This is a genomic window from Syntrophorhabdaceae bacterium, assembly GCA_036504895.1.
Classification (GTDB): Bacteria; Desulfobacterota; Syntrophorhabdia; order Syntrophorhabdales; family Syntrophorhabdaceae; genus PNOM01.
On sequence record DASXUJ010000126.1, the window covers coordinates 24,888 to 44,835 of the forward strand.

A 19,948-nucleotide genomic window follows, 5' to 3' on the forward strand; every position below is an offset into this window, starting at 1 on the left:
GATTTAGAGCCCAGCCTGCGGTTTTTGATAAGAAATGAGTTTCTGCCACGGAAAACCTTGATGACCGAAGCGGTACATGACCTCGAGCTTTGATTGAAACGCCGAGGGAGGGAAAATCCGGTCCCTCCGGCCCCCGAAGGCGTTCTCGAGGGCTTCGTTCATTTGGGCCGCATCCACTTCGGGGGAAAAATAGAATACAGGTTTCAAGAGGGAGTCTTCTTCCTCTATCACCCCTTCCTCTATGGACAACGTGCGCAGCGCAGCGCCCGGATAGATGCGTACTCCGGAGAATGCGAGGACCAGGCAGTTTTTCAGAGACGCAATATTGTTCAGTCCCTCTCCCAGGGTATTCCGTGTTTCCCCCGGTCCTCCGAACATCACGTAGTGGACACAGGGGATATTCTCCCCGACACAGGCATCGTTGAAATGGACCACATCATCGAAGCCGAAGGGCTTGTTGAGCCCCTGAAGGGCGGTGTCGCTTGCCCCATCTGTTCCCGCCTCCACGGCACAGAGGCCCGAGCGCTTTAACAATCGCAGGTCTTTGCCATGGAGCCCGCGGGGCTGAAAAAATGCGGACCACTCGATTGTTATTTCCCGGCGCAGGATCTCCTCGATAATCCCGAGATAATGATCTTCACCATCATTGAATATCGAATCAGTGAAAAATACGCTGTGAGCATGGTGGTCTTTTTGCAGTTGCAAAATATCTTCTATCACCGACCCCGGTTCTCTGCACCTGCAGCTCGTCCCTTCCACCGCCGGATAGGTGCAATAAATGCAATTATACGGGCAGCCGCGCTTGGTGTGAAGACCGACCACCCCACTCTTCTTTGTGTAGTATTTGATTAATTTCCTGTCCCATAGCGGCCGGAAAACCATGTCCCCCTGGTGAGCCGTTTCCGTCTCCCCCTTTCTCAAGATGGCCCCGGTCGATTCTCCCCGCTCTAACCGCCCGATCAGACTGTTGAAGAGAACTCCCCCTTCTCCGACAATCCCGTAATCTCCTCCGACATAGGCGAGGATTTCCTCGGGCATGATTGAAAAAGCCGGGCCGCCTAAGACCACGGGAGCCCCCGTGAATTTCCTGACGGTTTCTCCCAATGCCCTGACCGAGTCGAGGGTCCAGACTTCCTCCGCCGTAAAAGAGTCGACGTTATCGATATTGCGGAGCGATACCCCGACAATATCGGGTTTGAACGCCCGGACGGCCTCGCCGAGCCCTTCGTGAGATCCTTTTTCAACGAGGAGATCGAACTGCTTCACTCTATGCCCCCGGGAGGACAGGGCAGAGGCAACCACTGCCATCCCCAGGGGGTATACGGGATAAGGCTCGGTCATCGTGTTGGTGGAAATGAGGAATACCCTGCTCACCCGCCCGTCCCCTGAACCTTGAAAGAGCGCTTCTTCTTTGTGTCGTATCTCCGGTATGTCCCGTTGTCCATTTCCCGGCGGATGATTTTTTTGAAGAGCTCACCCATCTTGAGCTGGTAACCGCCCCCCGCATAAAAAGTGTCCCATGCGTACCTATACATTTCAAGGAGCTTTTCCGGAGACATCAGCTTCGGTTGGAAAACCACCTTATCCGCCGTATAATCGATCCAGTTGTTGCTCAGGATCCTCCCGTCTTTTTCGAAGCGCTCCCGTATGGGGGAATGGGGGAATGGGGTGAGGATGGTGAACTCTGCCATATCGAGCCCGATCTCGAGAAGAAACTCTACCAGCCTTTTTATGTAATCTTCGTCCTGGTCGTCTGTTCCCAGGATAATAGTACCCTCGACGCCGATGCCATGGTCTTTCAACCTTTTTATCCTGGTCCGGATCACCTCGGACGTATCGAAGATAGCCTGGTACACATACCAGCTTCCTGCCTTCGCCGCGAGGTCAAGCACCTTGTCGTCATCCAGAATAGGGTGGGAGACCCAGTTCTTCTTGAGGGGGATCATGGCGGTAAAAAGGTCTATGACCCATTCCCGGTCCTGGGCGAGAGAGTTGTCGACCAGGAAGAGCCGGTTGTTGGGGATGGACTCCATCTCTTCGATCACTGCGTCAATCGGGCGGGGACGGAACTGCCTCCCCCCGAGGAAGCCCGTGCAACAGGGGAAACAGTTGAATCTGCATCCTCGTGACGCGTGGACGAGATCGAACATCTGGACGCCCCGGTAATTATAGAGGGAACGGTTGAGGATGTCCCGTCTCGCGGTTCCCACGAGGTGAATATCGGGATAGTCCGTCATGTAGTCGTATACTTTTTTGAGCTTTCCCTGGGTGAAGTCCCGAAGCACGACCTCGAATCTTCCCTCTGCTTCACCGATGAACACGCTGTCCCCATGAAGGACCACCTCTTCTCTGTGGAGCATTACCGCGATCCCGCCGAATATGACGGGAACCCCTCTCTGCCTGTATGCGCGGGATATCTCGAAGGCTCTCGGGAGCTGACTTGTGAGCATCACTGAAAGGGCCACGAGGTCAGGGTCGTCGTCAAAAGGTATGGACTGAACGTTTTCGTCAATAAAGGTAATGTCGACCTCGGGAGGAACTGTTGCGGCGAAGACCGCGGGCCCATGGGGCGGCAGATGAAACTCCCGTTGTCCTTCGAGCTTCGGCCAGGCCGGGTAAATAAGGGTCATCTTCATTTGTCTCTCCTGTCCCCCCTTGGTTAGGTGATGGATGCGGTGCAGATGCTCGCGAGAGTGTTCAGGTCTTCCACCTCTTTCCCGTCGTAAAAGAGGGTCCCCGACCCATTTTGTGTCAGTGTGCCGTACGAGGGCCGCCGGGAGGAGTTTTCGTTCTGGAGCACGAAGAAGAGGGCTCCGGGAACCGAACGTCCTATCCCGGCGAGGGCCGGAGGGGCCCCTGCGTCGCACACGCCTGCAAGGGCCGAATCGTATTCCCCCTTCCCAATACCCCTCATGGCCATGCTCACACCCGGAAGACCAGAAAGGACCGATTCGGAAAGGGCAAAGCTCGGACCGCTAAGTCCGAAATGGATTGCCGCTTCTCCGAGAAAAGTACTAGTAAGGGCATATACGAAAAGATGGGGGCTCGCCAGGCGGCCCCCTTCAGGTATGACCGTATCACAGTAATCTTCATCCGTCTTGAGGCATCCATAGACCGTGGAGGCGATTATAGCGATTTCTCTCGGGTCCGTCCATTCGTCGAGCCCCGCGTCTTTCAGGGCCAGGGATATGGCGGATACGCCAAGCCGGGAATAGCTGTCCATCCTGCCGAACCGGGGGAAAGAGCCGGGGGAGACATCTTTTCTCGAGAGCTTCGGCAACGGTCCGTCGCCGCCTGCACGGAAAGGGCCTTGCCTCCCCCATCCTGCGCCCGCGGTATTCACCCAGCCCACACCTGTGAGATTCGCTTTCAATATGATCCCGGCCGCTTGAGGATGATTGCGGCATTGATTCCGCCAAATCCGGAGTTTGTGGTGAGGAGGTAGTCGCCGGCCATGGAAACGGGTTTCGACCCGACAAGGCCTTCCGCGCCTCTCTCGGGATTGACGAAACCCACGGTGGGAGGAATGGTCTGCTCCAGGAGGGTCTTTGTCCCCAGAGCCACCTCGATACCCCCCGCGGCTCCGAAGGTATGCCCTATACACCCTTTCACGGAGTAGAGGGGAGGGCAATCTCCGTCGAAAAGGGTGTGAAACGCGGTCAGCTCCATGAGGTCGTTCTGGATGGTTCCTGTTCCGTGGGCGCTTATCCCCGCAATATCACCCTTTTCTATCCCCGCTAGGGCAATCGCATTGGAGGCCGCCCGGAGCAGGCCCAGACCTTTCGGGTCGGGAGCCGTGACATGAAACGCATCATCGGCTATGCCGAAGCCTTTCACGATGCATAGGGGCATATGACCCTTTTGCCGAGCACGGGTTGAGCTCATGAGCAGAAGAAATGCCCCTCCCTCGCCGGGGGAGAGACCCGACCGATCTTTGTCGAAGGGCTTGCAGGCAACGCCCGACAGGGCCTGGAGTGCCGAAAAACCGGAAAATAAGAATTCGGTCATTGCATCCGCACAGCAGATGAGTACCGATTCTACGCTTCCCGACGAGATCATGGCCGCACCCTGGGCCACTGCAATCGTGGAAGAGGCGCAGGCGGCGCCTATAGTCATTACGCCGCCCCTGAGACCCAATTTTGCCGCCACTTTTTCCCCGATTGAGGACGGCAGAATGTCTCCCGGGTCAAAGGCGAGACCCCGTCTCATTTTTTCCAGGTTGTCGATGCCGGCTTTTGTCGTAGCGGCGATGACCAGGGCATCGGTAGGAGCCCCGTTAAGCTGACCCAGGAGCCGGTCTAATATGGTTGAAACCAGGGAGCCGGGCCCTACGGCTTCCAATCCGCGAATTGTTGCGGCTACCGTGCTCCGGTACGCCTGTGTGGGAAAGCGGTCTATTTCGCCTATTGCCGTCGTGCCTGATATAACCTTCTGCCATGTGGCTTCCAGGCTATCTCCTGCCGCGGTTATCGCGCACGCATCCGTGATCCAGACTTCCCTCAATGGAACTGCCCCGCTTTCCACTTTTCGCAAAATTCTCTGTAAAAAGGCGGCGGAATAAGGAGGAGATTGCCTTTTGCATCCAGCATTATCTGAACCGTATATCCTGTGGTCGCAAGGAGGCCTTCCTTGTCGCGTATCAGATATTCTATATCGATGCGGGCCGCTTCGGTCCAGTGGAGAATGCTCTGGATGGTGAAATCGTCGTGGTACCTCAGTGGCCGATGATAGTCCGAGTGCATGATTCTTATGGGCGCAATGATGCCGTTCCTCTGCAGGTCCAGGTAGCCGAGGCCGTACTTCTCTCCGGCCGCACAGCGTGCGTCTTCGAAATAGCTTGCATACCGGCCGTGCCAGACAATACCGAGGGGATCCGTCTCTTCGAACCGCACCCGCCTTTCTACGGTGATTATGAGGGGCGGTGGATTATCTTTTCGGAAGGGAAAGTATGGTTTACGCATGATCTTCATTACCCCTTTGAAAGTTGTATAAATGCTCAGACAGACCCATGGCCCCTTTCGGAAAAAGTGAGGAGCAGGGAGGCGGCGAGGCCTTCGCCGATAGTCAGCGTTGCCTCAAAGCCGGTCTCTCCTTTCATGATACGCTCGCGGTACTGCACCGTTACCTCGCTGCCGGGATGTATTTCCATACGGAATTTGGCCTTGATGATGGAAATGAGCGCGAGAGGGCGGCGCTGTATCTCCTCTGCCATTGTGAGGACCGTCAGTACCTGCATGAAGGCGGGAAGGACCGGATAGCCGGGGAAGTGGCCGGAAAACCCCACGAAGTCGGGTGTAAAAGTATAAGACTGTGTGAATACTCCGGTTTCCGTCTCCCTTGCGGGGCCGGATGCCGATAGGTGTATGGCAGTTTTTAATAGATCCATCCGGTCACCCCATCTTCCGCGAACGATAGAAGGCGGGTACGACAAAGAGAGCGGACGGTATGGCCCCGCACATGCCGAGAAGCACCGATATGCCGATAGAGTAGAGGGCGGGGTGGCGGGCAAGCGTCAGGGCGCCCATCCCCACGAGGCTTGTGAGTCCGCCGAGAAGGACGGCCATGTTCGTATTGTCGTCATTTCCTTGAGAGATGCGGCTCACCATGAAAATACCGAGGTCTACGCTCAAACCGATGACAAGGATGGTGGCTATGATGTTGAAAAGGTTAAACTCGATGCCCCTCCATCCCATGGCGCCGAACATAAAAATGAGGCCTGCGGCCACGGGAACCGCAGCGTAGAGAACTTTGCTCCACGAGCGGAAGACCAGAGAGAGAAAAACAAGGATAACGATCGAAGCTGCAATAATGTAGCTCACGAAGTTCTTGACCATGGCCTTGCTGATCGTCTCATTGAAGCGGGAGTTTGACACAAACCGGTGGACAAAAGGGGTATTTGCCCGATTCTCGAAGAGGGCGGCCACTTCCGGGGTGTCGGGAACCAGAGTGAGGACCCGCCAGTTGGGGCCTTCACGCACAATCATGGAGTCTATCACATCGGCAAACCCGGCCTTTCTGAGACCTTCCGGAGTAACCTCAACCGGCGTGGCCTTCAGCGTCTCCAGAAAGGGCTCGAAAGCCTGAGGGGTAAAGCCTGTCTTCACGCTTTCCTGCTCAAGAAGTCTCTTTACCATGTTTCGGTTGGCGCCCGACCATTGCGCTTCCCAGCGGCGCCGGTTCGCCTCCTGCGTTCCCGCCGAAGGCAGCAGCGGTGCGAGACTGATGATCCCCTCGTCAGGAACTTTCCCCTTGAGGTAGGAGAACAACCGGTCGTTATTTTTAAGGGCCGATTCAAGGTCCGCGCCTTCTGCAAAGACCATTGCAAGTCCGCGGAAGTCTCCCCAGGTCTGTTTCAGTTGCTCTTCCATTACGCTTAATGACTTGGGGATCATGCTCACCGCGCGCATATCGCCGTTGAACTTGAGCCGGCTTCCCTGCCACAGGCAAAGGACCATGAGGAGGAGCCATCCCGCGATTATGATGCCCCTGCCGAATGCCTTCGTGGCGGGAACGGGGATGGCTGAAGAGCGCCTTCGCGGCGGCAGACCCCGGATGAAATGGGGGAGAATGACAAGGGAAAAGATAAGGGATGCGATAATGCCGATAATGGAAAAAAATGCGATTTGACGCTGCCCGGGAAGCTCGGAAAAGAAGAGGGCGCTGAAAGTTGCCATGGTGGTTACGCCGCTCAACAGCACGGGGCGTGAAATGCGGGCAACCGCTTCCCCCTTGTAGTCTCCCATGTCCCGGAGCGAGAAGTAAGTAAATATGGGATAATCATCGGCAATCCCCATGAGTACGGAACCAAAAGCAATAGTCACCGCAGAGATGGTGTGGTAGACGCACAAGACCCCCGCAGTGGCGATGCAGACCACCGAGGTGGGTACGAGAAAAACAAAGATCGCCCTCCAGTTCCGCATGAAAAGAAAGAGGAGCAGGAGAATGGTAAGGGATGCACAGGTGAGTATGACAAAGAGGTCTTCCTTTATGGTCTCCGCATTCGCACTGGTGTAGGAGTGGCCGCTCAAGAAGGAAACGGCGATGCCGGGCGTGCGGTGGGCGTCGATAACCCCCCTCGTGTAATCGATCAGATGCTTTGCCCCCAGGGCATCGGTAATCTTTATAGGGGTTTCGGCGATGAGAAGTCCATTTTTGTCGTCAGCGCTTATGAAATGGTTCTCCTTGAGGACCATCCCCTTAAACATATTCATGTGTCGGAGCTTCTCGAGGATAAGCAGGTGAAACTGGAGCGGATCTGCCTGGAATAAGGGTTTCATGACCCAGCCCTCAGGAGAATTGAGGGTGACCCTGATCTCTCTGAGCCTGGAGTCGACGTTTTCAGGAGTAAGGAGTCCCCTGGTCCTCTCCACATCCTTATCAGTCATAAGGGAAGGACCGCTCTTAAGGACCCAGGAGAGGAATTCATCGGGCGCCGGCATCTCCGGACCTGCGATCACGCGGCGGTAATAGGGCATTTTCAACGCCCCCGCGAGCGTGTCCTGAGCTTCCATAAGGGCCTTCCGGTCAACTCCGGGACCCGCCTTGAGATTGATGACCACCTTCTGCATAAAAGGAGCCTGCTGGAGAAGGCGGAAATCTATTGCGGCGTCCGAGGCGCCGTCGGGAAGTAAAGGGCTGACGTCTTCACTCAGTTTTATGCTCTTGAGAGCAAAGGCGCTCAAGGCCATAACCAGGGCGATTATGGCGTACAGAAATATCCGGCGATGCTGGAAGAACTCAAAGACCCGTGAAAATATGGTGTAAAAAGATCCCATCAGGGCGTGAACAGATTACCCGGCAGTGGTTCGTCAAGAAGAGTGTGAAAAAATCTAATGCGTACATAATCCCCGCCTTTTTCAGATATATCCACCGAACTGACGTGGGACCAATCCCTGGAAAAGGTAATAATGAGGTGTGAGATATATTTCTTTTCCTGCGAGGAGAGAGGGGTGAGTCTGAGGGCCGTGGGCCTGTCTTCCGTCACGGTGATCCTGTACCGTTTCTCGAGCCATGCAAAGTCGGCTCGCGACCATGCAAAGACCTGCTCCACAATCGCCCTTGCCACGGGCTCCTTCCGTACATCGAAGGTCTCTGTCTTACGGGCATCACCCTCCCACCGTCTTGCCTTGACACCCGTCACCACAAATCCCGCCGGAGAGGGTTTAACGATCTCCCAGTAGAGACGGTCCGGCTTTTCGTAGACAAAGCGTCCGCTGGATAGGAGAGGGTCTTTCAGCATGGACGAGTGTTTTTCCTGAACAAAATCGCTCGAGATAGTCCGGAAGGACGCTGCGGCGGCGGCAATACGGGAAAAGGCCTCCGACCTCAGGTCCTGTCTCTCCTCTTCGGCTTGTGTTTCCGTCATCGATCCGAAGGCCAGGCAAAGGACCAGAAGAGTAATAAGAGAAGAGAGATAACGATACGGCCTTGTGATCATAAGGCCTCCTCCTTCGGAACCCATACCATCACTTTTCCGCAGGCGATGGCCTCCGTTTCGCGCATGACGGTGCCCTCTGCCAGGGCAAAGTCGTCGGTCTCTCCTACTTTCTTAATAACGATCGACAATTTGTCTCCGATCTGCGCGGCTCCGAGAACTTCAAATCCTTTCACCTCCACGAGAAAACCTTTCGCTACGCGATTTCCCTCCATCATATCTTCGTACCCCTTCACCGTCGCAAAAGCCTGCGCAATGAGCTCGACAAACACGGTGGGCTCGACTGAACCATCCTTCGTGACGAAAATACCGTCAGGGGCTATGGTCGACTCCACCACTCCGCCGCCGCTGTGAAACTCAGTCAGATAGTCGACCGCCAACAGGGGCGGCCTCTGGGGCAGGAGCATCCCGGCCGCGACAGGAAGATCGAGGGAGCGGTTCCTCACAGCCCTCTCATGGCGGCCACCTTTTCCGTCATCATGGCCTTTGTATGTTTTTTAAGTTCCATATGGGCAGAAGGCCCGTCGAAATCCCCGGGGTCAACAGGGGGCAGCGCGGTGAGACGGACTTTCGCAGGCAGCATCCACCATCGCCCGGGCGGCAGGAGCACGTCCGTACCCGTGAGACACAGGGGCAGGATTTTGGCGCCCGTTTCCTCGGAGAGTTTAAAGGCCCCGGAAAAGAAGCGCTGGATTTTCCCATCCTTGCTTCTGTGTCCCTCAGGGAAGAACAGGACCGATCCGCCCCCTGAGAGTATTTTGGCGCCAATCCGGAGATACCCGGCGGCGCCGAGAGATTCCACGTCGAGATAACCGGCAAGCCGCATGAATGGCGCGTACCACGGCATTTTGAAAGGCCACGAGCGCACGGCTGCGGCGATGTTCCCGAGGGGGAAGGGGAGCAGGCCCATACAGTAGAAATCGAAGAAGGACAAATGGTTTATCACCATCACGTAGGGTCGTCCTGTCGCCACTTTGTCGAAACCTTCTCTGCTGAATTTTACAAAGGGCGATGTTATGGCTACCCATCCTCTTCCGTAAAACCAGATTAAGAGCCTCATGATGCGGCCATTGTCCCACCTCGTGAAGATTTTGCAGAGGCCGAAGAGAAAAGGCAGGGCGAAGATCCCGAGAAGAGTCCAGAGCGCGATCATGGGATAGACAAGGAGGTTCATAGGGATAGACCAGAGGAGAGAGACGACTCCCGGTTTTTTCACCCCCCAATCCACGGAACTTCAGCCCTGGGGTTGGGCGCTCTGGGTTACTCCGAGGTCCCTTATTTTGTTGATCACGAACCGGTGAATGTCGCCGAGAGTTATGATCTCGCGGACCGCACCTTCGTCCCGTATCTTGAATTTGAACGCATGTTCCAGTACGATCACGGTATCCACCCGGTCCAGGCTGTCAAGTCCAAGGTCGTCATAGAGGATCGCCTCGGGGACCATTTTCTCCGAATCGAGCTCAAACTCCTCGGCGAGCGAGGTGTTTATAATCTCTATTATTTTCTCGTCAGTCATGTCTATACCTCCTCAACACGGTACACGTGTTCACGCCGCCCAAGGCGAAATTATTCTTGATCGCTATCTCTATGCGGGAATCCTCAATCTTGAAGACATGGGCAAGATTTGCGCACAGGGGGTCGACATTGTCCAGATTGAGGGTGGGGATCAGACGGTCGCGGTTCATCATCCCGATTGTTGCGATAGCCTCCAATGCCCCCGATGCCGCCATAGTGTGCCCAAGGTGTCCCTTCAGACTGCTTACCCGCGCTCCCTTGCCGAAAACTCGACCTATTGCTTCGCCCTCCGAAACATCTCCAAGGACTGTGCCCGTGGCATGGGCATTGACATAGTCCACGTTCTCAGGCTCAATGTCCGCATCCAGAAGGGCCAGCCGGATACACGACTCTATCGAATCCGCATGAGGATCGGCTATATTGGCAGGGTCTGATACGGTAGCAAAACCAATCACTTCGGCGAGGATGGGAACTCCGCGCCGCAAAGCCGACTCCAGGGCTTCCAGGAGGATAATGCCGGAGCCTTCCGCGCAGACTACGCCGTCACGATTGAGGTCAAAAGGGCGCGGCGTCATGTGGGGCCGGTCATTATACTTTACCGACCCGGCATTAATGATGTCGAAGGTGGCCGCGGAAAGGGGATGAAACTCATCGGCCCCTCCGCAAAGCATGAGGTCCTGTTTTCCGAAGGCGATCATCTCATACCCGTACCCTATTGCCTGATTCCCGGTGGAGCAGGCCGACGACGGAGCGAACATCCTGCCTGTTATCCCCAGGACCTGAGCTACATTGGAGGCGCACGAGTGATTCATGATTTGGAAAAAAAAGGTGGCCCTGGTCTCTTCAATAGAATTGCTCGGGATGAATTCTTTATAAAAATCGTGGGTAGCAATCGGGCTTCCCACCGTAGAGCCTATGGAAAGTCCCATCCTGCCGCCCGATCGGTCGGAAAGGGTGATGCGGCCCGCGGCGCACGCCTCCTGGCCGGCCAAAGTCGCATAGACGGACATATTTGACATGGAACGTCTGAATTTTCTCGGTATTTCCCGGGGGTCGACATCGGCCGCCAGCGCGGCTACCCCTGACCTCATGCCCCCAATGCGGGCGAGCTCGGGGACGGCCACGACCGCGCTCTTGCCTGCCATTAGTCCTTCCATGAGGCGATCAACACCTATTCCAAAAGGCGATACGGAACCCATTCCCGTCACCACAACCCTTCTTATGCCCATTTTCTTAGCTCCTCGATGAGTCTTTCGTGCCCGATTGCGCTCCCGCACGCGAGGAATCCGGAGACCACGGCGCCCATGATGCCAGGGGCAGTGATTGCCTGACCCGCAAGAAAGAGATTCTTTATCTTTGTCAGGGGCATGGGGTTATACTGCTCAACCTTGTGTTTTACCCCGTAAATACTTCCCACGGGGCTATGAGTATACTTTTTGAGGGTCAGCGGTGTCGCACACTCCACGTGGCTTATCCTGCCCCTGAATTCCGGTACCGCGGTCTCGAGGTATGCGGTGATCCTCCTGCTCATGCTTTCTTTATAGGACCGATACGCGTGAGATCGATCGGCGACCGGGGCAGACCAGTATTCTGTTCCCATATTCGGCTCCGGGCAGACCACGATATACCCTTCCTTGGGAGTGGCGCTCCTGTCCTGCCGCGCATGGGTTATGAAAAGCGGTTTTTCCTCCACCGGGCCATTACCATCGGGATAATTGAAACGGGGGGAGGGGAAGAGGAGGATGTTCGCCCTGTCGAGGTCCCCTGGCGGAAGGTCGGATTCCACGTAGAGTATGATCGCCGAGCAGGTATCTTCCAGGGTTTCGAGCCGTTTCCTGTAGACAGGGCGGAATACCTGGTCGGGCACAAGGGTGAGCAGCTGGCGGGGGTGTATGGTGGAGACGCATCTTTCGCAGTTGATTATCTTATCGTCTCCAAAACGAAGACCGGATACTGAGCGGTCGGCGGAAAGGAGGATTTCCTTTACCTCCGCTCCGCAAAAGACTTCGACGCCCAACTCGCGAAGTCGGACATCGAAGGCCTCGGAGAGGCTCGAGCCCCCACCCTTTATGCCGCTGGCCGATTCGTAATAAGATCCCGCAACGCAGGCATGACTCAGAAATGAAACCTCTTCCGGATATACCCCATGGAGCAGGCAATGCATGGAAAGGATGCACTTAAGTATCTCATTATCCGTTATCCCGTCCAGAAATCCGCTCAGGCTTTGACCCTCGCCCGGCAGGGACCTTTGCATATTCCCGCCGGCACCGAGGTCTATATAGGGCTGGGAACGGTAGACATGCCTCACTGCATCGAGATATATGTCGATGGCCCGGGCATCTTGCGGGAATGTGTCTTGAAGCTGCTTACGGATACGGTCATACCCGTAAGGGAAGGTGAATTCAAAGCGAGGCTCGAGGCACCGGAAGGTATCGAATCCATCTTCAGGAAAAGAATATTTTTCTATTTTCCCGGACAGCCCAAGGTATCTGAAGAAGATGTCGAGGGGTTCCCCTTCATTCAGGCCTCCGGTATAGTGAAAGCCCGTGTCGAAGAAAAGGCCTCTTCGCGTAAATCCCCTGATAGTGGGGGCAGTCTTGCCCGATGACTCCAGGAGGGCGGTACGGTACCCCTGCCTTGCCATGATAATAGCGGTGGTCATTCCGGAGACACCGCCGCCGATGACCGCACATCCGTAGCTCATGCGTTCAATTTCAGGATCAGACAGGAATTGGTGCCGCCGAACCCCGCGGAATTGCATAGCACTACACGGGGCGGCCGGAAAATGGTCTCTCTCACGATATTTAACTTTTCCGATCTTCTATCGGGCTTTTCAAAATTGATGTTAGGGGCGATAAAGCCATGGCGGGCCATGATAACAGAATATACTACCTGCGAGGCCCCGGACATCCACAACTCGTGACCCGTCATCGATTTGGTGGAGGAGACGGGGGGTGTAGGGTCGCCGAAAACGGAAGAGATGCAGGCCGCCTCAGCGGCATCTCCCACGGGAGTCGAGGTGGCATGGGCGCAGATATAATCTATCCCGGAAGGTTCCAGGCCGGCGCTACTGAGTCCCTTTCGCATGCCGGCGGCAATACCCTCCTCGCTCGGGACAGAGAGATTGTATCCATCCGAAGAAAAGGCATAGGAGAGGATTTCTCCAAGGATTCGTGCCCCCCTTTGTTGCGCGAGGTCATAGCGCTCAAGTATGACCGCGGCGGCCCCTCCGCTTGGGACAAGGCCATCACGACCTTCGTCGAAGGGTCTGCTTGCCCCTTGAGGATTATCGATTCTTGTCGAAAAGGCGTTGATTCCATCGAAACTGCACATGGATTCCCAGTTGATCTCCTGGGCGCCCCCGCATATCACCCGTTCCTGGCGGCCCAGGGAAATCAAATCTGCCGCTTGCCCGATCGCATGACCGCCGCTCGAACAGGCGGAGCTGATGGACCAGCAGGCGCCCTTGGTTTTGAGAAGGGTATTGAGATTCATGGTTACCGTAGACGTCATGGACCTGAAGATGAGACCGCTGCCGATGCCCTTTGTGTCGCCCTGGTCGATCACCAGTTTTGCCTGCTCGATGGCCGCTACACAACTCGAGTCACACCCGAAAATCAGACCCGTTTCTCCATTTTGGATCTCTTCCGGGGTCAGCCCGGACAGGGCCAGGGCGTCCATGGCGGCGGTGTAGGCCTGAACCGCGAAATCGGGCATGGTTTTAAGTTGTTTCCTTGACAGGCTGCTATGGGGCACAAAATCTTTAATCGCCCCCGTAAGGGGGCTGCGAAACCCCAGTTCTATTCGCTTCTCATCGACTACGATGCCTGATTTTCCCTGGCGAAGCGACGCGGCTACGGTCTCTGAATCATTGCCCAGACAGGAGATAATACCGATACCGGTTATGGCTACTCTAAACATTCGATCTTTTCAGCCTTTCCTATGAATATTGCATATGACGGTCATTATGGCAGCCCTGGGGAGAATCGTGTGACAGGTCACGCGGGGAAGCCGTTCCCGGAAGCATACCGGTAGAGGCTCGATGCGTCATTCATAGAGGGGAGGTAGGCGCGGTAGGCAGTCTTCAGGGGGGCAAACCTGAACTGCTCAGCGAGGTGTGACAGGTGGTGCCTGTATATACCGAAATAGATCCCGTAGAAAGCTGCCCAGACCGAGCCGTATTTCCACGGGTGTTTGTTGGCCCCTTGAGGATGGATTTCAAAAGGATGACAATAATAATTGAAGGGAACCCCTTTCCGGTTTAACCGCCGGTAATGCCGGATTTGGGCACTTATGGGCACATAGGCGCAGAAGAGTCCCCCATTAAGAGGAAAATCGCGCCCGAACAACCGGCAGGAAGTTACCGGAATAACAGTCAAAGAATCCTTGTAGGTGAAAGGCTCCATATCGTCGGGGAGCCGTCCCAGGGACTTCAACAGGGCCGGCTGGGCAGTATGATCGACACGGTAACCCACCGAGATGAGCTCATCATAGGCCCACGGGGTGCAAGGGGTGATACTCCATTCAGGGGCCTTGTAGGTGCTGACCTCCGCCGACAGGAGATCCTCCAGCATGCTCTTACTCATTGAGGCGTCCTCCCGGAAGCCCTTTCTCCCTAATCGTTCGGCGGTCATATGGGTATATCCGTGAGAGGCGACTTCATGACCGGCCCGGCCGATCTCCCTCACAACGCCGGGGTAACGTCGGGCCACATATCCGGGGACGAACATGGTGGCCCTGATATCCATCTTTACCAATGATTCCAGGAGCACATATGTTTCTTTCTCCACGAGGCCGCCGTATGGCAGATGCGTGCCGTTCCTCATATTGAGGCCGTATGCCAGGTCATCGATATCGAAGCATAGGGCGTTAACTATGCCGGGGGCAACATTCACTCTCACCGGTAGACGCCGCCGTTCACCGAGATGACCTGACCCGTAATGTACGAGGCTTTCTCCGAGCAAAGGAAACTCACCACGCCGGCTACCTCCATGGGTGTTCCATAACGACCCATGGGGATCATGGGGAGGACCTTGTCTTTCGGGAGGTCTTTCACCATTTCGGTATCGATAAAACCGGGTGAGACTGCATTGACGAGGACGTTCCGCCGTGCCACTTCCACGGCCAGGGCCTTCGTGGCCCCCATGAGACCCGCCTTTGCGGCGGCATAATTTGTCTGACCTGCAATCCCGCTTTGTCCGGAGGTGGATACTATGTTGATAATACGCCCCTCTCTTTTTCTGAGCATGTTGTTCACTACAGGTTTCGTTACGAGAAAGAAGCCTCCGAGGTTAACGGAGAGGACTTCGTCCCATTCCTCGTGCGTCATCCAGGCCAGGATTACATCCTTTTTAAAACCCGCATTATTAATCAGGGCATAAGGTGTTTCATTTTCCAGCAGGGGCATAAGGTGTGACTCGACGCCTGCCGGATCGGACACGTTAAAGGGGAGCAAAATACACTTCCGCCCGGCCTGCTCGACCGACTTTGCCACATTCGATGCTGCCTCATGGTCGCTCCTGTAATTCAGCCAGATGTCAAAACCGTCGGCCGCAAGGGCCAAAGCCACAGCCGCTCCGATCCCTCTGCTGCCGCCCGTTATTAATGCGATCCTGTTAGTTCCCATATCCTTATCGAGTACCGCCGGTCTACTTGATGACCGTGCTTACCTTTCCCGTATTATCGAATTGAACCGCAAAGGACTTCCATCTGTTTGTCCAGTAATACCAGGTATTGCTGTTAAGGGAAGGCGTCTTGTGCACTGCGGGATAGCCGAGGGCGATCCTTACTCCCTCTTTTGTCATGCCCGTGTAAACCTTTCCTTCATTAATCCCCTTGCGGTCGACAGCGGAGAGATGATTAAGGTTTGTAGGCTGAGGTGACGCGATGATATTGATATATTGGGCGTTGGTCATACCCATTTTCCCCTCGTCAAATTCAAAATAGATCGTTTTGTTGGTATCGCGGGTTACAATGGACAGATCCCTTCTCACAGTGTCTACGATGACAGGTGTATTTACCGGTATTATTACATGTCCTGCGCCGGGATTGGTCCAGTTTGCATAGCTGGCCTTCATCTCCTTCTCCTGCTGCTGTGCGTGGATATTGCTCGTAAGGTATCTTGGTGCGTTGTCGCCAACGCGGACCGAACCGCCGCAACCTGCAAGACCGATAAGGAATGAACAGCAAAGGATAAAGCCGATAATTGTTTTGTGTGTGTCCATAGTTCCTCCTATATATTTGATAATACTATAAGAGAGCGGGAGCCGGGGGTCACGGTGAGCCGCGGGTGAAGGCAGGCTACCGCCATCGGAGCAGACCGCAGTGCGTTCCGGATACGCAAATGAAACTCAAAGGTTCAATATTGTTGGATATTCCCGGAAGTAGCATCACGCAGTAGAAGAATAAGGATATGTGACAGGAGACGACCCCCCCGCGAATACAAGGTTATTTGAGGAAGTTTAGTAAAAATGACGGGTAAATGCAACAGATATTTAGGAAGGCCTCGGGTCCGTCAGCGAACCGGCTCGATAAAACGGCTTACGCGGCCGCTCCCCGGCCACACCGTGAAGAATGCCAAGAAAGTGCTTGTTGTGTCTCTCCCGGTAGGTGTAGAATTCCGGAAAGGCACGTGAGTGAATTAAATACTTGCATGCGGGGAACGAACTGCGATGGATAAATCTGGATTCGATGTTCTGTTTGGCCCTGAACCGCGGGCACATCAGGAGATGGCATGCTCGACGCTGATACGATCGTCATAGGGTCCGGCGCGGGAGGCCTTACTGCGGCCCTGGCCCTGGCCCAGGCGGGCGAACGGGTGCTCGTGGTCGAACAACATACCCAACCGGGAGGCTTGTGCCACAGCTTTCGACGCGGAGGCTTTCGCTTCAGCCCCGGTGTCCATTACATCGGACAACTCGGACCCGGCGGATGGCTGCGCAGAATTTACGAAGGGCTCGGCGTCGCCGACGACCTGACTTTTTGTGAGATGAATCCCGGGGCTTTTGAGCATATCCGTATCGGAGATGAGGTTTTCGACCTTCCCAAGGGCGAGAAGGCCATGATCGAGCGCTTCAAAATGAGATTTCCGCGCCAGGCCGGGGGAATCGACGACTATTTTTCTCTTCTCCATACGGTGTGCGAGGAGATGGCATGCATCCCGGAAACAAAAAGTTTTGTCGATTTCCTGACCGTCCCCTTTCGGACCTGGAATATGGGTCGTTACGGGCTCTACAGCCTCGACCGCATCCTTCGCGACAGGATATCCGATCCATTGCTGCGCTCCTTCCTCTCCATCCAATGCGGCGACCACGGACTGCCCCCTTCCAGGGTGCCGTTTGCCATGCATGCTCCGGTGGCGGGACACTATATCGATGGAGGTTATTACCCCCTCGGGGGTGCGAGCGCCATCCCCGGAGCCCTGATCCAGGGCCTTTACAAAGAAGGCGGCGAGGTCCGGCTTTCCACTCCGGTGGAAAAAATACTTATCGAAAAAAGAGGGAGCAGGCGCCGCGCCATCGGGGTTCGCCTTGAGGGAGGCGCTGAACTTCGCGCGGGCCGGATAGTCTCCAATGCCAGTCCTCACATCACCTATAATCAACTCGTGGGCCGGGAGCACGTGAGTTCCCGCCTTAGACGAAAGCTCGACCGCACAAGCTACTCGATCGCAGCCCTGACCCTTTTTCTGGCGACGGACCTGGACCTCGAATCGATGGGCATGGATTCCGGAAACTACTGGTACGCGTCCGGGGGTGATTTTGAGTCCGTCTACACCCGTGCGCAAGACCCCGATGCGGTGGGCGACCGACTCCCGAGCATCTTTTTCGGGATTACAAGCATGAAGGACCCGAGCAACTTCACTCGCGGGCATCACACCATCGAGGTCGTGCGTTTGATAACCTATTCGGCCTTCGGCGCGTACGCTGATTCAACATCCGGTAACCGTCCCGGAGGCTACCTGGACCTGAAAGAGAGACTCACCGGAGCCATGCTGAAATCGCTCGACAGGATTATTCCGGGAATCGGCGATCATATACTCTTTTGCGAACTGGGAACCCCGCTTACTAATGAACACTATGTGCGCTCGACCCGGGGGGCCTGTTACGGGACTGCAAAAATTTTGAGCCAGATAGGTCCCTTCAGCTTTAAGCAGACTTCGGAGATAGATAATCTTTGTCTGTGCGGAGCGAGTATTCTGCATGGGGTATCGGGAGCCACGACGTCGGGGCTCACACTGGCGGCAACAGTCCTGAAGTGCCGTCCGAGCGAATTGCTTAAGAAGACGGGTCAGAACCTGCGGGTAATCGCCCCGGACAGCCCGCACCCCCCGACACTACCCATCCTCATTCAGGTTCCACATGACCGCGGGAAGGGCGGGTTGTCTTAAGCTTCGGAGAAGAAAGGGGAACCATTCCGATTATGAGAGAGGAGGAAATAAAATGAGGTTACGTGGATTTCCAATTACGACACTAGTCTCGATACTCTGTGCCGGCGCGGTCATGATCGGCTGGTCGGCGTTGCGAAGTACCGTGTGGGCGGGCGAGACGACCCAGGGGGTCGTACCGATGGCCCAGGAAAGAGAAGGGGTGACAGGGCCCGGTTCCACCCCATCCCAAGAATCCGGGGAAGGGCAGAATCAAAGTTTGAAAAAGGATGCGAAAAAGGCGCTCCGGGACCTCAATGAACAGATAGCGGCTCTCGGCACGCAGTTTAAGGGACACGGATCGAAGGTGGAAGCGGGCGCAAAAGAGAGTTGGAATGACCTGAAAGAAAAGCAACGGGATGCAAAGATGAAGCTCAAGGAACTTTCGTCAGCCGGTGGAGAGGTGCGGGAAAAGGCAAAGTCGGACTTCAAAGCAGCCCTTGACGATCTCCGCAAGTCTTATCATAAAGCCGTATCTTACTTCAAATAAGAAGAGACGCCTGCATCAGCCACCCTCTTCTTCCGGTCTTTTATCGATCGCGTGACACGCATCATGGTCCGCACAGCGCTTCTCCCCGGCTTCTTCGTTATCCATCAAAAGTAGCCTCGGCAAATACTGAAAGGCTGAAAAAACCTCCTTGACGCTGCCTCTATGTGAGGCCATTCCACGAAGAAGCGGGTAATGGGTCGGCTCCATTACCCGCTTTTCGACATCGATACCATTCAGTATTACCGCAGGCAGGACAGCTTTCGACAAAGTCTCGCGGCAGACATTGACGCTCCGGGTGAAGATGATTAGGTATCAGTCATGAACTATCCCTGGAGGTGAAAAATGATTCAGAATAAAGTATTCCTGAGTCTTTCGTCCCACCGGCTGAGGGCGGCAATACTGCCCATGATAAGCCTGATTATAATCACCTTTATTTGTACTATTTTTCCCGCGGCCCCTGCATCTTCGGCGAGGGTAGCCCCCAAGGGCCTTCCGCCCTTTACCCTCCCTGCCCCCGCAACCGAGCAGGAGAGGAATTATCTGGGACTCAAGAGCCCGGGCCCTTTCGAGGTAGGGCAGATCAGGCCGGGGGTTGTGATCATCGAGTTCTTTGATTTAGAGTGCCCCTATTGCCGCTCCGCCACCTCGGACGTGGACGAGGTATTTCGGAAAATAGAGGGGAGACCCGACTTGAAAGGCAGGGTTACCCTTATCGGTATCGGCATGAGTAACGACGAAAATAAGGTCAAGACTTATAAGGAAAGGTATCGCGTCCCCTTTCCCGTCTTTCCCGATTCCGACATGGTCATAAGCCGACTCCTCAACGTGAAAACCACTCCCACCTATATAGCTGTGAATGTGGACGGCAAAGGGTCGGCACAAGTCTTCTATCTCCAGGAAGGGGTTTTCAGCAGCCCTGCAGCATTTCTTGGGGACGTGATCTCCGCTTCGGGACTTCCGGGCGCCCGCCCGTAAGGCGGACGGGCAGAGCGCTTCGACAATCTGTCGCGTGGTCCACCAAGAATGACCATCAGGCCTTACGTACGCGTACGTCGACATGTGCTGCAGACGGGCCTGCGGAATAATA

At 55.3% G+C, this 19,948-nt stretch carries 20 protein-coding genes; 3 read left to right on the forward strand and 17 right to left on the reverse strand.

What is annotated here, in order from left to right:
* Window positions 1-3: 3 nt before the first annotated feature.
* The 17 genes from VGJ94_17855 to bamE form a co-directional block, all read right to left on the reverse strand.
* A complete protein-coding gene (locus VGJ94_17855; GenBank protein ID HEY3278486.1) occupies window positions 4-1,374 on the reverse strand; it encodes a lipid biosynthesis B12-binding/radical SAM protein in 1,371 nt (456 codons plus the stop codon).
* Complete coding sequence (locus tag VGJ94_17860) at window positions 1,371-2,636, reverse strand: cobalamin-dependent protein (protein HEY3278487.1); 1,266 nt, start codon at window positions 2,634-2,636, stop codon at window positions 1,371-1,373. The genes VGJ94_17855 and VGJ94_17860 overlap by 4 nt, the downstream gene beginning before the upstream one ends.
* A gap of 23 nt (window positions 2,637-2,659) precedes the next feature.
* The gene (locus VGJ94_17865) at window positions 2,660-3,373 is read right to left on the reverse strand and encodes a beta-ketoacyl synthase N-terminal-like domain-containing protein (GenBank protein ID HEY3278488.1); all 714 of its coding nucleotides are present in this window, start codon (window positions 3,371-3,373) and stop codon (window positions 2,660-2,662) included.
* Window positions 3,370-4,524, reverse strand: a complete 1,155-nt coding sequence (locus VGJ94_17870; protein HEY3278489.1) for a beta-ketoacyl-[acyl-carrier-protein] synthase family protein — start codon at window positions 4,522-4,524, stop codon at window positions 3,370-3,372. The genes VGJ94_17865 and VGJ94_17870 overlap by 4 nt, the downstream gene beginning before the upstream one ends.
* Window positions 4,500-4,961: an acyl-CoA thioesterase gene (locus VGJ94_17875; GenBank protein ID HEY3278490.1), complete on the reverse strand. Its 462-nt coding sequence runs from the start codon at window positions 4,959-4,961 to the stop codon at window positions 4,500-4,502. Before VGJ94_17875 ends, VGJ94_17870 begins: the two co-directional genes overlap by 25 nt.
* Window positions 4,962-4,996: 35 nt before the next feature.
* Entirely contained in the window at window positions 4,997-5,386 is a 390-nt protein-coding gene (locus VGJ94_17880; protein ID HEY3278491.1) for a hypothetical protein, read from the reverse strand.
* A gap of 4 nt (window positions 5,387-5,390) precedes the next feature.
* Entirely contained in the window at window positions 5,391-7,775 is a 2,385-nt protein-coding gene (locus VGJ94_17885) for an MMPL family transporter (protein HEY3278492.1), read from the reverse strand.
* On the reverse strand, window positions 7,775-8,437 hold the full coding sequence (locus VGJ94_17890) for an outer membrane lipoprotein carrier protein LolA (GenBank protein ID HEY3278493.1): 663 nt from the start codon (window positions 8,435-8,437) through the stop codon (window positions 7,775-7,777). Before VGJ94_17890 ends, VGJ94_17885 begins: the two co-directional genes overlap by 1 nt.
* Entirely contained in the window at window positions 8,434-8,880 is a 447-nt protein-coding gene (locus VGJ94_17895; GenBank protein ID HEY3278494.1) for a hypothetical protein, read from the reverse strand. Before VGJ94_17895 ends, VGJ94_17890 begins: the two co-directional genes overlap by 4 nt.
* Window positions 8,877-9,650: a lysophospholipid acyltransferase family protein gene (locus VGJ94_17900; protein ID HEY3278495.1), complete on the reverse strand. Its 774-nt coding sequence runs from the start codon at window positions 9,648-9,650 to the stop codon at window positions 8,877-8,879. Before VGJ94_17900 ends, VGJ94_17895 begins: the two co-directional genes overlap by 4 nt.
* Window positions 9,651-9,668: 18 nt before the next feature.
* Window positions 9,669-9,950, reverse strand: a complete 282-nt coding sequence (locus VGJ94_17905; protein HEY3278496.1) for a phosphopantetheine-binding protein — start codon at window positions 9,948-9,950, stop codon at window positions 9,669-9,671.
* Window positions 9,943-11,178, reverse strand: coding sequence for a beta-ketoacyl synthase N-terminal-like domain-containing protein (locus tag VGJ94_17910; protein HEY3278497.1), 1,236 nt, complete (start codon window positions 11,176-11,178; stop codon window positions 9,943-9,945). The genes VGJ94_17905 and VGJ94_17910 overlap by 8 nt, the downstream gene beginning before the upstream one ends.
* Window positions 11,169-12,653, reverse strand: a complete 1,485-nt coding sequence (locus tag VGJ94_17915; GenBank protein HEY3278498.1) for an NAD(P)/FAD-dependent oxidoreductase — start codon at window positions 12,651-12,653, stop codon at window positions 11,169-11,171. The genes VGJ94_17910 and VGJ94_17915 overlap by 10 nt, the downstream gene beginning before the upstream one ends.
* Window positions 12,650-13,870, reverse strand: coding sequence for a beta-ketoacyl-[acyl-carrier-protein] synthase family protein (locus VGJ94_17920; GenBank protein HEY3278499.1), 1,221 nt, complete (start codon window positions 13,868-13,870; stop codon window positions 12,650-12,652). Before VGJ94_17920 ends, VGJ94_17915 begins: the two co-directional genes overlap by 4 nt.
* A gap of 77 nt (window positions 13,871-13,947) precedes the next feature.
* Entirely contained in the window at window positions 13,948-14,850 is a 903-nt protein-coding gene (locus tag VGJ94_17925; GenBank protein ID HEY3278500.1) for a polysaccharide deacetylase family protein, read from the reverse strand.
* Window positions 14,847-15,575, reverse strand: coding sequence for a 3-oxoacyl-ACP reductase FabG (gene fabG / locus VGJ94_17930; protein ID HEY3278501.1), 729 nt, complete (start codon window positions 15,573-15,575; stop codon window positions 14,847-14,849). The genes VGJ94_17925 and fabG overlap by 4 nt, the downstream gene beginning before the upstream one ends.
* A 22-nt stretch (window positions 15,576-15,597) precedes the next feature.
* Window positions 15,598-16,173 carry an outer membrane protein assembly factor BamE gene (bamE, locus tag VGJ94_17935; GenBank protein ID HEY3278502.1) on the reverse strand — a complete coding sequence of 192 codons (576 nt, stop codon included), beginning with the start codon at window positions 16,171-16,173 and terminating at the stop codon, window positions 15,598-15,600.
* 509 nt (window positions 16,174-16,682) lie between these two features.
* Here bamE and VGJ94_17940 point away from each other — a divergent pair.
* The 3 genes from VGJ94_17940 to VGJ94_17950 all read left to right on the forward strand — a co-directional run bounded on the left by VGJ94_17940 (window position 16,683) and on the right by VGJ94_17950 (window position 19,836).
* Window positions 16,683-18,335: an NAD(P)/FAD-dependent oxidoreductase gene (locus VGJ94_17940; GenBank protein HEY3278503.1), complete on the forward strand. Its 1,653-nt coding sequence runs from the start codon at window positions 16,683-16,685 to the stop codon at window positions 18,333-18,335.
* A 52-nt stretch (window positions 18,336-18,387) separates the two neighbouring features.
* Window positions 18,388-18,861 carry a hypothetical protein gene (locus VGJ94_17945; protein HEY3278504.1) on the forward strand — a complete coding sequence of 158 codons (474 nt, stop codon included), beginning with the start codon at window positions 18,388-18,390 and terminating at the stop codon, window positions 18,859-18,861.
* Between the two features lie 342 nt (window positions 18,862-19,203).
* On the forward strand, window positions 19,204-19,836 hold the full coding sequence (locus tag VGJ94_17950; GenBank protein ID HEY3278505.1) for a TlpA disulfide reductase family protein: 633 nt from the start codon (window positions 19,204-19,206) through the stop codon (window positions 19,834-19,836).
* Window positions 19,837-19,948 lie beyond the last annotated feature (112 nt).